The 13975-nt window shown below is 70.9% G+C and carries 15 protein-coding genes; 5 read left to right on the top strand and 10 right to left on the bottom strand.

The window, feature by feature from the left end:
• Together ACWC09_RS37985 and ACWC09_RS37980 are read left to right on the top strand one after the other, a co-directional pair.
• Positions 1-282, top strand: a 282-nt coding sequence (locus ACWC09_RS37985) for a TusE/DsrC/DsvC family sulfur relay protein (protein WP_450855596.1), incomplete at its 5' end; no start/stop codon positions are given.
• 14 nt (positions 283-296) lie between these two features.
• Positions 297-770 carry a DsrE/DsrF/DrsH-like family protein gene (locus tag ACWC09_RS37980; protein ID WP_450855595.1) on the top strand — a complete coding sequence of 158 codons (474 nt, stop codon included), beginning with the start codon at positions 297-299 and terminating at the stop codon, positions 768-770.
• Between the two features lie 10 nt (positions 771-780).
• On the opposite strand, the gene ACWC09_RS37975 is transcribed toward ACWC09_RS37980, so the two are convergent.
• Positions 781-1044 carry a hypothetical protein gene (locus ACWC09_RS37975; protein WP_450855598.1) on the bottom strand — a complete coding sequence of 88 codons (264 nt, stop codon included), beginning with the start codon at positions 1042-1044 and terminating at the stop codon, positions 781-783.
• A 221-nt stretch (positions 1045-1265) separates the two neighbouring features.
• On the opposite strand from ACWC09_RS37975, the gene ACWC09_RS37970 reads away from it, so the two are divergent.
• Positions 1266-1706: a hypothetical protein gene (locus tag ACWC09_RS37970; protein ID WP_450855597.1), complete on the top strand. Its 441-nt coding sequence runs from the start codon at positions 1266-1268 to the stop codon at positions 1704-1706.
• Positions 1707-1711: 5 nt separating this feature from the next.
• On the opposite strand, the gene ACWC09_RS37965 is transcribed toward ACWC09_RS37970, so the two are convergent.
• The 6 genes from ACWC09_RS37965 to ACWC09_RS37940 form a co-directional block, all read right to left on the bottom strand.
• Positions 1712-2749 (bottom strand): ABC transporter ATP-binding protein, encoded by a 1038-nt coding sequence (locus ACWC09_RS37965; protein ID WP_450855594.1) that lies wholly within the window; start codon positions 2747-2749, stop codon positions 1712-1714.
• The gene (locus ACWC09_RS37960) at positions 2746-3774 is read right to left on the bottom strand and encodes an ABC transporter ATP-binding protein (protein ID WP_450855593.1); all 1029 of its coding nucleotides are present in this window, start codon (positions 3772-3774) and stop codon (positions 2746-2748) included. Before ACWC09_RS37960 ends, ACWC09_RS37965 begins: the two co-directional genes overlap by 4 nt.
• Complete coding sequence (locus ACWC09_RS37955; protein WP_450855592.1) at positions 3767-4735, bottom strand: ABC transporter permease; 969 nt, start codon at positions 4733-4735, stop codon at positions 3767-3769. Before ACWC09_RS37955 ends, ACWC09_RS37960 begins: the two co-directional genes overlap by 8 nt.
• Positions 4736-4742: 7 nt before the next feature.
• Positions 4743-5768: an ABC transporter permease gene (locus tag ACWC09_RS37950; RefSeq protein ID WP_450855591.1), complete on the bottom strand. Its 1026-nt coding sequence runs from the start codon at positions 5766-5768 to the stop codon at positions 4743-4745.
• The gene (locus tag ACWC09_RS37945; RefSeq protein ID WP_450855590.1) at positions 5765-7489 is read right to left on the bottom strand and encodes an ABC transporter substrate-binding protein; all 1725 of its coding nucleotides are present in this window, start codon (positions 7487-7489) and stop codon (positions 5765-5767) included. The genes ACWC09_RS37950 and ACWC09_RS37945 overlap by 4 nt, the downstream gene beginning before the upstream one ends.
• Positions 7490-7554: 65 nt before the next feature.
• Positions 7555-8451 (bottom strand): proline iminopeptidase-family hydrolase, encoded by an 897-nt coding sequence (locus tag ACWC09_RS37940; RefSeq protein WP_450855589.1) that lies wholly within the window; start codon positions 8449-8451, stop codon positions 7555-7557.
• 241 nt (positions 8452-8692) lie between these two features.
• Here ACWC09_RS37940 and ACWC09_RS37935 point away from each other — a divergent pair, with 241 nt between their 5' ends.
• On the top strand, positions 8693-9460 hold the full coding sequence (locus ACWC09_RS37935; protein WP_450855588.1) for a FadR/GntR family transcriptional regulator: 768 nt from the start codon (positions 8693-8695) through the stop codon (positions 9458-9460).
• Between the two features lie 3 nt (positions 9461-9463).
• Here the strand turns inward: ACWC09_RS37935 and ACWC09_RS37930 are convergent, their stop codons facing one another.
• Positions 9464-10162 carry a 2-phosphosulfolactate phosphatase gene (locus ACWC09_RS37930; protein WP_450855587.1) on the bottom strand — a complete coding sequence of 233 codons (699 nt, stop codon included), beginning with the start codon at positions 10160-10162 and terminating at the stop codon, positions 9464-9466.
• 97 nt (positions 10163-10259) lie between these two features.
• Here ACWC09_RS37930 and ACWC09_RS37925 point away from each other — a divergent pair, with 97 nt between their 5' ends.
• Positions 10260-11108: an SMP-30/gluconolactonase/LRE family protein gene (locus ACWC09_RS37925; RefSeq protein ID WP_450855586.1), complete on the top strand. Its 849-nt coding sequence runs from the start codon at positions 10260-10262 to the stop codon at positions 11106-11108.
• Between the two features lie 12 nt (positions 11109-11120).
• Here the strand turns inward: ACWC09_RS37925 and ACWC09_RS37920 are convergent, their stop codons facing one another.
• A complete protein-coding gene (locus ACWC09_RS37920) occupies positions 11121-12293 on the bottom strand; it encodes an acyl-CoA dehydrogenase family protein (protein WP_450855585.1) in 1173 nt (390 codons plus the stop codon).
• Positions 12294-12400: 107 nt separating this feature from the next.
• Positions 12401-13954, bottom strand: coding sequence for an acetolactate synthase large subunit (locus ACWC09_RS37915; protein WP_450855584.1), 1554 nt, complete (start codon positions 13952-13954; stop codon positions 12401-12403).
• Positions 13955-13975 lie beyond the last annotated feature (21 nt).

The following is a 13975-nucleotide window of genomic DNA, read 5'->3' as shown; positions in this document are numbered from 1 at the left end:
GTCGACGACGAAGGCTTCTTCACCGACCCCGGCCGGTGGACCGAACCGATGGCCGAGCAGATCGCCAAGGAACTCGGCATCGACACGGTGACCGACCGGCACTGGACGGTCATCCGCTTCATGCGCGCCCAGTACGCGGAGAAGGGCACCGGGCCCACGGTGCGGGTTCTCGGCAAGACCTCCGGCGTGGGCGTCAAGGAGCTCTACCAGCTCTTCCCGAAGGGACCGGCGAAGACCGCCGCGAAGATCGCCGGTATCCCCAAGCCCCGCGGCTGCATCTGAGGAGCGCACCCGTCATGGCCGACACCGCCACGATCGAGAAGGTCTCGATCATCGTCTCCAAGGGATCCCTGGAAGGGATCTACCCGGCTCTGATCATGGCCAACGGCGCCCGCGCCGAGGGCATCGAGGCCGACCTGTTCTTCACCTTCTTCGGCCTGGACGCCGTCACGAAGAAGCACTGGGAGCACATCAAGCTGGCCACCGTCGGCAACCCCGGCCTGCACCTGCCGACCCTGCTCGGCGGCATGCCCGGCGTCCCCGACCTCGTCACCCGTTACATGGAACGCAAGATGGACAAGCTCGACATCCCGCCGATCCCCGAGTTCATCGAGATGATCGCCGACACCGGCGCGGGCATCTACGCCTGCAAGGCGTCCGTGGACCTGTTCGAACTCGACAAGGACGACCTCGTCGAGCAGGTCCAGGGCATCATCACGGTGGGCGAGTTCTACGAGCATGCCGCCGGCGGCCAGATCATCTTCACCTGACCGCGGGCAGTCACCGAGGCGCGTCGCCCTCCCGCTCGGCCGCGGCGGCCTGGGCCAGCAGCAGCCGGGCCAGGTCGCGCGCCTCGTCGGCGGTGAGCGCCGCCCACACTCCCGGCTCGCCGCTCTGGTCCCGGCCCACGTCCAGGGCGACCCGGCTGATCGGCCGGTCCGCCACCGCCAGACGCAGGCGCCGCACCTCGATCCGGCGACCGCAGCCGGTCACCAGATGAGCGCCGTCGGCCGTGGGTGACCGGTCTCGTCCCGTGTCCGCCATCGGTCTCACGCCCTTCCTCCTCGATCAGGAACATACCGGCAGGGGTATTACGGACAGCGTCCTGGAATGGCCGATTGTTCCCGGGCGCGCGCCCTTGAACAGCGACCGTCCTTGATCCGTACCCCCAGGTGGAACAGCCGGTGAACGCGGAGACGGAGAGCCACGTGGTACTGCAGCGACCCCACGGACGCACGGATCGCCTCACGCCCGCCGTCCGCCTGATGCGCGGCGCGACCTTGGCCGGCGCCCTCGCCCTCCTCCCTCTGGCCGCCGCCTGCACCTCGGGGGAGGACGACGCCGCGGAGAAGCCGAAGGGGAGCGGACCGGCGGTGACCGCCGCCCCCGAAGTCGGAGTTGTGGCACCGGCCAAGGTGGAGGTGATCGCCGGCCTGATCGGCTGCAAGCCCAGGATCCGCGTCGACGCGAAGGAGCTGCGGCAGGGCGTGTGCCACACCAAGGCGGCCGACCGGGTCATCACCACCTTCCCCGAGGAGAAGTACAAGCTGGCCTGGCTCGACGCGGCCAGCGGGTACGGGGGAAAACACCTCGTCGGCTCGCGCTGGGTGGTCAGCGCGAAGCCGGAGGCGCTGGAGGCCTTCCGTAAGAAGCTCGGCGGGGAGATCCAGCAACTCCGCGGCTTCGGCCCGACCGCGTCGCGGTAGTCCGCTCAGCCGACCAGCGGGTAGTGACAGGCGACCTCGCGGCCCGAGGCGGTCCGGGTCAGCCGGGGGCGTTCGAGGGCGCACTGCTCGCGGGCGTACGGACAGCGGGTGCGGAAGGGACAACCCGTGGGCTTGTCCACGGGGTTGGGCACCTCGCCGGTGAGCACGATGCGTTCCCGGACCGGTGCGTCCGCCGTGAGCGTCCCGTCGTCGATGTCGGGCACGGCGGACAACAGCGCCTGGGTGTACGGGTGCGCGGGGGAGCCGTACAGCGCCTCCGTCCCGGCGAGTTCGACGATCTCGCCGAGATACATCACGGCGATCCGGTCGGAGACATGACGGACCACGCCGAGATCGTGCGCGATGAACACGTAGGTGAGTCCGAACTCCTCCTGCAGGTCCGCGAAGAGGTTCAGCACCTGGGCCTGGATCGACACGTCCAGCGCGGAGACGGGTTCGTCGGCGACGACGAGCTTGGGATCGGTCGCCAACGCCCGTGCGATGCCGATGCGTTGGCGCTGTCCGCCGGAGAACTCGTGCGGGTACCGGTCCAGATGAGCCGCGGACAGTCCTACGACGTCGAAGAGCTCGGCGACCCGGCGGCGGACGGCGGCCGCGTCGCCGTAGCGGTGCACGAGCAGCGGTTCCGCCACGATGTCCCCGGCGCGGCGGCGGGGGTTGAGGGAGGCCTGCGGGTCCTGGAAGACCAGCTGCATGCCGGGGCGGATCGGCCTCAGGCGGCGCGTGGACAGGGTCGAGATGTCCTGGCCGTCGAACTCGACGCGGCCACCGGTGAGTTCGGTCAGCCGGACCAGGCAGCGGCCCAGGGTGGACTTGCCGCAACCGGACTCGCCGACGATGCCGAGCGTCTCCCCGGTGCGCACCTCCAGCGACACACCGTCCACGGCGCGCAGGACTCGGTGGCGCCGGGTGAGGCCGTCCGCGCGCAGGGGATAGTGCTTGGTGAGGTCCGTGGCACGCAGGAGCACGTCACCGACGGGCAGCGCGGCCGGGTCCGTCGCCGCGATGTCCTGTGCCGTCACGAGGCCACCTCCGAGTCTGCTGTCCGGGTCGTCAGCCGCAGTGCCGCGCGCTGGTCGGGAGGCAGCCAGCAGGCGTCCCGGTGCGCGGCGTCGGCGCTGCCCGCGGACAGCACGGGCAGCTCCTCGCACCGCTCGTGCCGCAGTCGGCAGCGCGGCGCGAACGCGCAGCCCTCCGGCAGGCTCCCGGGCGCGACCGGCATGCCCGCGATGGTGGGCAGTCGCCGCAGCCGGGGTCCACCGACGCGCGGCACCGAGTCGAGCAGGCCCCAGGTGTAGGGGTGCCGTGGGCCGTGGAACACGGCCCGGCGCGGGCCCTCCTCGGCCGCCCGGCCGCCGTACATGACCAGCACCCGGTCGGCGATCTGCGAGATGACGCCCATGTCGTGGGTGATGAGCACGACGGCAGAGCCGCGCGTGTTCAACTCCCGCATCAGATCCAGGATCTGGGCCTGGACCGTGACGTCCAGCGCGGTCGTCGGCTCGTCGGCGATCAGCAGGGACGGGTCGCAGGAGAGCGCCATCGCGATGACCGCCCGTTGGCGCATACCGCCGGAGAACTCGTGCGGGTAGGCGTTCACCCGCGAGGCCGCGTCGGGGATGCCGACGTCGGAGAGCAGCCGCACGGCGCGGGCGTTCGCCTCCTTGCGGGATACCTGTTCGTGGGCGCGGATCTGTTCGGCGATCTGCCAGCCGACGGTGTACACGGGGGTCAGCGCGGTCATCGGGTCCTGGAAGACCATGGCGATCTCCCGGCCCCGTATCGCGCGCATCTCCTTGTCGGGCAGGGACAACAAGTCGCGTCCCCGGAAGAGGACTTGGCCCGAGACGGTCACGTTCGGGTTGGTCAGCAGGCGCAGCACGGCCAGCATCGACACACTCTTGCCCGAGCCCGACTCGCCCACGACACCGAGTATGTCGCCGGGCGCCACCGAGAGGGACAGACCGTCCACCACGGTGACGGAGCCTTGGCGGGTGCGGAAGGACACCCGCAAGTCGCGTACGTCCAGCAGGGGTTGGTCAGGCATGGCGGGCCCTCGGGTCGAGTCGGGCGTACAGGATGTCGACGAGCGCGTTGGCGAGGACCACGAAGAAGGCCGCGTACAGGACGGTGCCCATGATCACGGGCAGGTCCAGGTTCTGCAGGGCGTCGAAGGTGAGCTTGCCGATGCCGGGCAGGCCGAAGACCACCTCGGTCAGCAGCGCGGCCCCGCCCACCAGCGCGCCGAAGTCCAGGCCGAACAGCGACACGATCGGGATGAGGGAGCAGCGCAGGGCGTGGCGGATCAGGATCCTGCGCTCGGACAGGCCCTTGGCGCGGGCGGTGCGGACGTAGTCCTCACCCAGGGCGGTGACGACCTCGCCGCGCAGCAGGCGGGCGTAGATCCCGGCGTACAGCAGGGCCAGGGTCAGCCACGGGAAGAGCATGTGCAGGGCCCACTGGCCGGGGTCCTGGCTCAGGCCGACGTAACCGGGCGGCGGCACCCACGAGAACACCGAACTGTGCAGCTGTTTCTGGGTGATGAGGTTGACGACCTCACCGAGCCAGTAGGCCGGGAGGGAGACGCCGACCACGCCGACGAGCATGATCAGTGGGTCCGCGGCCTTGCCGCGCAGGGTGGCCGCGGCCGTGCCCATGACGATGCCGGCCACCATCCAGATCAGGGCGGCGCCGATGACCAGCGACAGGGTCACCGGGGTCGCCTGCACGATCTGCGGGATGACACGGGAACCGCGGTTGACGAACGACTCCAGGTCCCGGTCGACCAGCAGGTGACGCATCATCAGCAGATAGCGGACGGGCATCGGGCGGTCGAGGCCGAAGGAGTGGCGCACCTGGGCGAGCGTGGCCGGGTCGGCGTTGCGGCCCGCGATACGGGCCGCCGGGTCGACTCCCGGTGTGGCGAAGAAGATCAGGAACACCAGGACGCTGATCGCGAACATCACCAGCAGGGCCGAGCCGAAGCGCTTGAGCGCGAAGGAGAGCATCGGAGCGTCACACCCCTCCGCGCAGCCGGGCGCTCGGGTCGAGCGCGTCGCGCACCCCGTCGCCCAGGACGTTGAGTGCCGCCGTGGTCAGGGCGATCAGCAGACCCGGGGCGATCGTCACGGTGGGGCGGGTGTAGAGCAGCCCCAGACCGTCCTCGATGATCGTGCCCCAGCTGGCGTCGGGCGGCTGGACGCCGACCGACAGGAAGGACAGGGCCGACTCGGCGAGCATGGCCAGCGCGGTCATCAGGGGGACGAAGACGATCGCCGTCGGCAGGACGTTCGGCAGCACCTCGCGGCGCAGGATGCGCAGGGTGGGCGCACCCGAGCCGACGGCCGCGTGGATGAACTCCTTGTTGCGCAGCACCAGTACCTGCCCGCGCAACGGTCGTGCGATGTACGGGACATAGATCGCCGCGATGATCGCGACGGGCAGCCAGAGGCTTCCCGCGTCCACGGTGATCGGGCCGAGCCTGAGGCCGTTGGTGAGCAGGACCACCGACAGGGAGATGGCCAGCAGATACACCGGGAACGCCCAAATGACGTCCAGGACACGGGAGATGACCGCGTCCACCACCCCGCCCGCGTAACCGGCGACGACCCCGACCGCCGTACCGAGGGCGCAGGTCAGCAGGGCCGCGGTGAAACCGATGAACAGGCTCGTACGGCCGCCGTAGAGCAGGCGGGCCATCACGTCGCGGCCCTGGTTGTCGGCGCCGAGGAAGTAGTGGGCGGGGTCCCAGGTCGGGCCGATCGGCGTGACGCCCAGGCCGAGGCCGGTGCTGCTCGGGGTGAGCACCGGGACGGTCCTGCCGTCGACGACGGTGGTGCCGGAGACATGGGACTGGAAGGGGTCGGTGTGAGCGACATGGGCCGCGTACAGCGGTGCGCACAGGGTCGCCGCCACGACGATCAGCAGGACGACGGCCGCGGCCAGCGCCGACCTGTTGCGCGACAGGTCGGCGGCGGCCGTCCGCCAGGGGCCCGGCGAGCGCCGGGCCTCGGCGGCCGACGGGGGCAGGAGGGTGGTCACTTGACCCACAGCTGCCCGACCAGCATGTAGAACTGCTTGCTGAACTGGTAGTCGCCCACCCGCTTCGACGTGAAGTCGATGAGCTTGGGGTTGATGAGCGGGACGACCGGCGACTCGCCCATGATCTGCTGGTCGATGGCGCCCCACTGGGTGTTGGCGCTCTTCGCGTCGGTCTGCGCGGACTTCAGCGCGGACTGCATCTTCGCGTCGACGCCCTTGTCGCAGAACCCGGAGATGTTGATGCTGGAGTCGCTGCCGGGGTGGAACGAGGCGCAGGACAGCAGCACGTTGAGGAAGTCCGAGGCCGCCGGATAGTCCTGGTACCAGGACGTCAGCGCCAACTGCACCTTGTTCTTGGTGTTCTGGATGTAGGTGAACTGGATGTTCCCCGACAGCGGCTTGAGCTTCGCCTTGTAGCCGAGCTGGGTGAGCAGGCTCTGCAGGTACTGCCCGATCGACTTGTTGACGTCGTCGTCCTGGGTGACGATGCCGACCTCCTGCCCCGCCGTACCGGACTTCTTCACCAGCGCCTTGGCCTTGGCCAGGTCCGCGGCCGTCCAGGTCTTGCCGCCGCCCTTGGTGTAGTCGCACGAGTCGACGTGTCCGGGGAAGCCCGGCGGCAGGATCGTGCACGCGGGGGAGGCGAGGTTGGTGCCGCCGTACAGCCGCACCACGGCGGACCGGTCGACCGCCCAGTTGATCGCCTGGCGCGCCATCTTGTTGTTGAACGGCGCCATGTTGACGTTCAGCGTGGCGTACCAGAACGCGGTCAGCGGGTTCACATGCGCCTGGGAGGTGTACTTGGTGCCGATCTCGTTGAGGCGGTCGGCGGGCGGCGGGTCGTACATCCAGTCCGCCTGGCCGTTCTCGACGGCGGTGACCTCGGACTCGACGGTCTGCCCGAAGGTGTAGTCGATGACGTCCGGGTAGCCCTGCGGCTCGGCCTCGCGCGACCACTCCCTGAAGTGCGGGTTGCGGACCAGTTTCAGCTCGCGGTTCGGGTCGTAGGAGGCGGCCATGTACGGACCGGTGGTCGGCAGTGGCTTGGTGCCGGCGTCCTTCGTGGGCGAGTCCTCGGGGAGGATGCTGGCGTGCGGGACGGCGAGTTTGTACTCGAACTCCGAGTCCGGAGCGGTCAGGTTGACGGTGACCGTGTTCGCCTTCGCGTCGCCGATCACGCCTTTGGACAGGGTGCAGGAGGCGGGCTTCTTCAGGCAGGCGTCCGCGCCGACGATGCCGTTGTAGAAGGTGCCGGCGGTCGGGCTGGAGACCTTGAAGATGCGCTGGAAGGACGCCACCACGTCGTCGGTCGTGAGTGCCTTGCCGTTGGAGAACGTGATGCCCTTGCGGAGCGTGAAGGTGTACGTCTTTCCGCCGTTGGTCACCTTCGGCAGCGCGGCCGCCAGATCCGGGACGACGGTGAACGACTCCTGCCCGCCGACCTTCTTGAACGACAGCAGTCCGTCGTACAGCGACTGGTACAACTGCCAGTACTGGAGCGTGTAGTTGACCTGCGGGTCGAAGCTGCCCGCCGCCGCGTGGGCGACCAGCTTCAGGGTGCCGCCCTTGTGCTGCGGCTGGAAGGCGGACGCTCCCGAACCGGAGGAGGACGCGCTCGGGTCGGAGGAGGAGCCGCTGCCGGAGGACGAACAGGCGGCGGCGGTGAGGGCGAGAGCGACGGTGGCGGCGGCGAGCACGCCCCGTCTCGTGCTGCGGGACATCGCGATGAACTCCCGTCGGGGGAACGGACGTTGGTTCGGCCGATGGACTCTCGACCGATGGAGTCTCAGTCGGTGGAGTCGAGGAATTCGCCCACGACCCGGAGGTAGAGCTCCTCCTCCTCGACGTGCGGCATATGGCTGGAGTGCTCGAACATGTGCCAGCGCACGTCGGGGATGTGGTCGGCGAAGGGCTTGAGGGTGTCGGGAGTCGCCTCGTCGTACCGGCCGGACACCAGCAGGGTCGGCGCCTCGACCAGGTGCAGCCGGTCGATGACGGACCAGTCCTTGAGCGTGCCGACGACATGGAACTCGTTCGGCCCGTTCATGGTGTGGTAGACGGTCGGATCGGCCGCGATGTTGTCCCAGGTCGCCTGCACTTCGGGCGGGTTGGGGGTCAGGCGGCACACATGGCGACCGTTGAAGACCTGCTCGGCGGCGCGGTAGTCGGGGTGGTCGGTGGTCCCGGCGGCCTCGTGGGCGAGCAGGGTCTGCTGGACCTCCGGCGGAAGCGCGGCCCGCAGTTCGGCGGCTGCGTTCAGCCAGAGCTCCATGGACGCGGGGGAGTTGGCGATGACCAGCCCGCGCAGCCCGGCCGGACGGCGTACCGCGTGCTCGGCGGCGAGCATGCCGCCCCAGGACTGACCGAGCAGGTGGTAACCGTCGGCGATGCCCAACTCCGCGAGCAGGGTGTCGAGTTCGTCGAGGAAGAGCTGGACGGTCCAGAAGTCGGCTCCCCGGTCGGGCAGATGGGTGGACAGCCCGGTGCCCAGCTGGTCGTAGTGCACCACCTGCCGGCCCTGGTGGGCGATGCCCGCGATGCTGAGCGTGTAGTGGTGACCGGCTCCGGGGCCGCCGTGCAGCACCACCAGGGGTGTTCTGCCCGGCTCGCCCGTGATCCGGTACCAGGTGGAATGTCCTTTGAAGTCGACGGTTCCGGTGTGGTTCGGTTCGGGGATCGCCACGAAGGATGCCTCCCAGACCGGCCGTGAGGATCGGGCCGCAGTCTGAAACGAGTTGGGTGTGCCGGGATGGATGAGATAGTGATTGGGTAAATGGTCAGCGCACAAGACCTTTTGGCGGTGCGAGGAGAAGACGTAACGGCGTGTTAACGCAGCCCGTTCGCGTTAACAGAACCGGCGATCGAGGGGGAGTCAGCTGACATCCGTACCTGAGGCAACCGAACCCGGAGGCGAGTTCTCACGGGTGCTCGACCGTGTCCTCCTCGGCGGGGCGCCCTCGCCCGAACTGCGCCCGGTGCGCGTCGCCTCCGCCGTCGACGAGGTCGCCGACCGGCTGCTCACCGCGATCGCCGTAGGGGACTTCCTGCCGGGCGAACGGCTGCCGGTCGAGCGGGAGTTGATCCAGCTGCTGCGGGTCAGCCGCCCCACCGTGCGCGAGGCCGTCGCCCGCCTCCAGGCCGTCGGCGTCGTCGAGATCCGGCGCGGCCGCAATGGCGGGGCCTACGTCCGCGACAGCTGGACCGAGTCGACGGCGGCCGCGGTGCGGCACACGCTGGTGCCCCGCTGGGAGGAGTTCGAGCAGCTCTTCGACCTGCGCGGGCTGGTGGAGGGCATGGTGGCCGCGACGGCGGCCCGGCGCCGGCGTCCGAAGGACCTCGACCCCATGCGGGACGCCCTGACGGCGTACCTGTCCGCACGCACCCCGCGCGACGAACAGACCGCGGACAGCGCCTTCCACCAGGCCGTCCGCGCCGCCACCGGCAACCCGCAGATCGTCATGCTCAGCCGCGACCTGCTGGCGCGGATCAGCCTGGGCTTCCCGGTCGAGCCCTGGGGCAAGGGCGAACGCACCCACTTCCACCGGGCGAGCCACGACCACAAGGCGCTCTACGAGGCCATCGCGGCCGGCGAGCCCGAGCGGGCGGAGGAGATCGCCCGCGAGCACTTCACGATCAGCGCCGACATGATCCGCGAGGTACTGGCCCGGGTACGGGCCGTGGAGCCGTCCTGACGCTCACGCTCCGGGGGCCCGGCGGGGGCGCAGGATCATGTGCCCGCGCTCCGGCGCGGCCGCCATGGCGAAGGAGAAACGATCCGCCTCCAGGCAGAGCGAGACATCGTCGGGATGGATGCCCCGGTGGCCACGGCGGACGCCCGCCACGAGTTCGGCGGCGTGCGCCGAAGCCGCGGCACGCCCGAGGTACGGCGCCGCACTCGGCGTACGCCCCGCGGCGAGCTCGGCGATGTACTCGGCGCAGGCGAGGTCCTCCTCGGCCCTCCCGTCGTCACCGGTGATCACGAACGTCACGTGACGCACCCGCTCGGCACGCAGGACCTCGGCGGTCGCCGCGGCGACGGTGAAGCCGGCACACAGCAGCAGCGGGGCGGACTCGGCGGCCAGGGCGCCGGTGGTTCCGTTCGTGGTCTTCTGCACGAGGGTGCGCCCGCCGAGGTCCAGGGCTCGCACCGCGGCGGGCGAGTTGACCGTGTCGAAGCCGGGTGCGGGTGGCCCGTCCTTGAGCGTGATGAACTCGGGGTGGCCGGCCTTGAGGCCGCGAGCCTCCTCCAGCGACCCGGCCAGGACGATGCTGTCGGCCCCTCCCGCGAACGCCCAGGAGGCGGTGGTGAAGGCGCGCAGGACGTCGATCACGACGACGGCGGCGGCGGAGGGGACCTGCGTGAGCCCGGCGATACCGGTGAAGTGAGACTCCATCCCGACATGATCATCCAATGCGGCCGTGGGAGTTGTCGATTTCGCTGGCCTCCCTTCGTGTAGACACTGAAGGACCCGCGTCGAAAGAAGGGCTGTGATGACGATGACCGGGGTATCCACGCTGCTCGGCGGCCGTGGTCTGGTGGAGTCGCCCCGCTGGCACGGCGGACGGCTGTACTTCTCGGACTGGTCCGCCGGCGAGGTCGTCGCCGTCGACCCGGCCGGGCGCGACGAGGTCGTCGCGCGGGTGGCGGCGCTGCCGCTGTGCACCGCCTGGCTTCCCGACGGCCGACAGCTGATCGTCTCCTCGGCGGACGGGCTGCTGCTGCGCCGCGAGCCCGACGGCCGTCCGGTCACCCACGCCGATCTCGGTATGCCGGGCTGGAACGACATCGTGGCGGACGGCCGCGGCAACGCCTACGTCAACCGAGCCGGCTTCGACCCGATGGCGGGGGAGGACGTCAGACCCGGCACCGTGCACCTGGTCACACCGGACGGCTCGGTGCGCGAGGTGGCCGACGACATCGCCTTTCCCAACGGCATGGCGGTGACGGCGGACAACTCCACCCTGATCGTGGCCGACTCCTACCGCCACCGGCTCGTCGCCTTCGCGGTCGAGCCGGACGGCACGCTGTCGCACCGCCGGGTCTGGGCCGACCTGGGCGAGGGCACCCCGGACGGCATCTGTACCGATGCGGAGAACGCCGTCTGGTACGCCGACGTCCCCCACCGCCGCTGCGTACGCGTCGCCGAAGGCGGCACGGTCCTGCAGACGGTGACGCTGGATCGAGGAGCGTTCGCCTGTGCGCTCGGTGGCCCCGACGGCAGGACGCTGTTCATCACGGCGGCCCGCTGGCAGGGCATGACGGAGGCCGAGATGGTGGCACCCGGCAGCGGTCAGGTGCTCGCCGTGCCGGTCGAGGTGCCGGGAGCGGGTTGGCCGTAGGAACCGACCCGCTCAGAGGAACGGCGTGCCCGCGTCGAGCCCCGACAGCACCCGGCCGTACAGCTCCAGATTGGTCGCCGGGTTGACGAACGAATGCAGGTTCAGGGCCTGCACATCGCGCACCGCCCGCTGGACGGGAACCTCCCGGTGCAGGGACGAGGCCCCCGAGGCGGAGGCGACCAGATCGACCGCCTCCTTGCACAGTCGTGCCACATAGCCGCTCTGTGCCCTGATCCTCGCGCGTTCCTCCTCCGAGTACGGCTCGCCGGCCTCGATACGGGCGACGAAGTCGCCGGTCATCAGCTCCGCGCAGGAGAGCTTCAACGCCGCCTCGGCCGCCTGGAGATGGGTGACCGTCGCCTCGTTCTGCCGCTGGTGGAAGGTGTACGTGATACCCCGCCGATGGATCCGCTCGGTGAACTCCGCCAGCGCGCCCCGCGCCAGACCGAGGGCGTTCGGTGCCGTCCAGGCGCAGAACATCAGCAGGACCGGCATCCGGTAGAACCGGTCGTCGGCGTTCGCCTTCGAGGGGAACTCGCCGCCGAGCAACGGGCCGACCGGCAGCACACGGTGCGCCGGCACGAGGACGTCCCGGGCGACGACGCTGTTGCTTCCGCTGCCGGCCAGCCCGGTGACGTACCAGTCGTCGAGGATCTCCAGCTCCGTCATCGGTACGGCGGTCCACAGCACCTCGGGCGGGCCGTCCGCGGACTCCACCCGGGCGGTCAGCAGATGCCAGTCGGCGTGCCGGCAGCCCGTGGCGAAGCCGGAGGTGCCGTTCACGACATAGCCACCGTCCACGGCGACCGCGGTGGCGTCCGGCACGAGCGTGCCGCCGACCCGGACGTCGGGGCTGGTGAAGATCTCGTCCTGCGCCTCGTCCGGAAAGAGCGCCGCGATGAAGGAGCAGCCCGCCTGGATCATCGCGGCGAAAGCGGTCGAGCCGCATGCGGTGGCCATCTCGGTGATGGCGTCGACCTGGGTGTGCAGCGCTGTCTGGTAACCGCCGTACCGTCGGGGCACGTTCATCCGGTAGACCCCGGCCTCCGTCAGCGCGGCGACGACCTCGTCCGGCACCCGCCGCTCCTGCTCGGTGCGCAGCGCCTGCTCGCGGATGAACGGACGCAGGGCGCGCAGGTGCTCGACGAGGTGGGTGTCGGACGAGGGTGCTGACGGCGGAGCCATGGCGGACCTCCGGGCAGGCACGAAACGGGACATCACCGTCGCGCGGATCGCCTGGAGTGTCAACGCCGTCTGACGCAAGGGGAGTTGACCTTTCCTGTGGGGTGTTCTCAGAACAGTGCGGGTACCGCCGCCTCGATGAGATGCGGACCCGGCTCGGCGAGGGCCCTGCGCAGCTGGACGGTGAAGTCGTCGGCCGTGGTCGCGCGGGTCGCCGGCACGCCCATGCCCCGGGCCAGGGCCACGAAGTCGAGGCCCGGCCGGGACAGGTCGAGCAGATCGCGGCGGGCGGGGCCGTCCGCGGCCGTGCCGAGGCGCTGGGACTCCATGGTGAGGATGGCGTACGCGCTGTTGGCGAAGATCACGGTGGTGATGTCGAGGCCCTCGCGGGCATGGGTCCACAGGGCGGAGACGGTGTACATCGCGCTGCCGTCGGCCTCCAGGCACAGCACCGGGCGGTCCGGGCAGGCGAGTGCGGCTCCGGCGGCGAGGGGCAGGCCCTGGCCGATGGCGCCGCCGGTGAGCGTCAGCCAGTCGTGGCGGGGCGCACCCGCGGTGGCCCCCGGGAGCCAGAGGCCGGAAGTGTTGGCCTCGTCCACCACGATCGCCCCCTCGGGCAGCAGGGCGCCCACGACCGCCGCGGCGTTCTCGGCGGTCAGTGCGCCGGTCGGCGCTGCGGGGCGCCCGGCGGGCTGGAGCACCGCGGGCGTGTCCGCCGCGACCGCCTCGGCCAGCTCCCCCAGGGCCGCGGCCGCGTCGTCGGCGGCCGTGGCCAGGGTGTGGACGGTGCAGGCGTCGGGCGCGAGCAGACCGGGCAGGCCCGGGTGGGCGAAGAACGACACCGGGGAGGCCGCACCCGCCAGCACCAGGTGCCGTACGCCGTCGAGCTGGGCCATCGCCCCCTCGGCGAGGTAGCCGAGCCGCTCCACGGCGGGCAGGCCCGCGCCGCGCTCCAGGCGGGCCGGGAAGGTCTCGCACAGCAGCCGGGCACCCGTGGCGGCGGCGATCCGGCCCGCCGCCAGCAGCGAAGGTTCGCGGGTGGCGGGCCCGCCGAGCAGGAGCGCGGCCGGCTCGCCGGTGCGCAGCGCCTCGGCCACCTCGGCGACGGTCTGCGCGGGCACGGTCGCGGGCGGCGGGGCCGGGATCGGCGGCGCGGGCCGGCCCCCGTCCGACCAGGAGACATCGGCCGGCAGGATCACCGTCGCCACCTGCCCGGGCGCACCGGTGGCGGCGGCCACCGCCTCCGCGACGACTCGGCCGGCCGTGGCGGGGTCGTCGCAGCGGCCCACCCAGCCGGAGACGGTCCCGGCCAGCGCGTCGATGTCCGACTCCAGCGGAGCGTCGTACTTCTTGTGGAAGGTCGCGTGGTCGCCGATCAGGTTCACCAGCGGGGTGGCGGCGCGGCGGGCGTTGTGGAGGTTGGCCAGGCCGTTGCCGAGGCCGGGGCCGAGGTGCAGCAGGGTGGCGGCGGGGCGGCCGGTCATCCGGCCGTGGCCGTCGGCCGCGCCGGTGGCCACGCCCTCGAACAGACAGGGCACGGCCCGTAGTCCCGGCTCGTCGTCGAGGGCGGCCACGAAGTGCAGTTCGGAGGTGCCGGGGTTGGCGAAGCAGATCCCGACACCGCAGTCCAGGAGGGTGCGGGCCACGGCATGGGCACCGTTCACGGTGATTCCGCCTTTCACGCG

The sequence above is a fragment of the Streptomyces sp. NPDC001617 genome, from assembly GCF_053596855.1.
The sequence above is the reverse complement of the archived record's forward strand: the minus strand, read 5'-3'. Positions and strand labels throughout refer to the sequence as shown.

Coding starts and splice junctions, on each gene's coding strand:
- ACWC09_RS37980 (WP_450855595.1), top strand. CDS start 297: ATGGCCGACACCGCCACGATCGAGAAGGTCTCGATCATCGTCTCCAAG.
- ACWC09_RS37975 (WP_450855598.1), bottom strand. CDS start 1,044: ATGGCGGACACGGGACGAGACCGGTCACCCACGGCCGACGGCGCTCAT.
- ACWC09_RS37970 (WP_450855597.1), top strand. CDS start 1,266: ATGCGCGGCGCGACCTTGGCCGGCGCCCTCGCCCTCCTCCCTCTGGCC.
- ACWC09_RS37960 (WP_450855593.1), bottom strand. CDS start 3,774: ATGCCTGACCAACCCCTGCTGGACGTACGCGACTTGCGGGTGTCCTTC.
- ACWC09_RS37955 (WP_450855592.1), bottom strand. CDS start 4,735: ATGCTCTCCTTCGCGCTCAAGCGCTTCGGCTCGGCCCTGCTGGTGATG.
- ACWC09_RS37945 (WP_450855590.1), bottom strand. CDS start 7,489: ATGTCCCGCAGCACGAGACGGGGCGTGCTCGCCGCCGCCACCGTCGCT.
- ACWC09_RS37930 (WP_450855587.1), bottom strand. CDS start 10,162: ATGGAGTCTCACTTCACCGGTATCGCCGGGCTCACGCAGGTCCCCTCC.
- ACWC09_RS37925 (WP_450855586.1), top strand. CDS start 10,260: ATGACGATGACCGGGGTATCCACGCTGCTCGGCGGCCGTGGTCTGGTG.
- ACWC09_RS37920 (WP_450855585.1), bottom strand. CDS start 12,293: ATGGCTCCGCCGTCAGCACCCTCGTCCGACACCCACCTCGTCGAGCAC.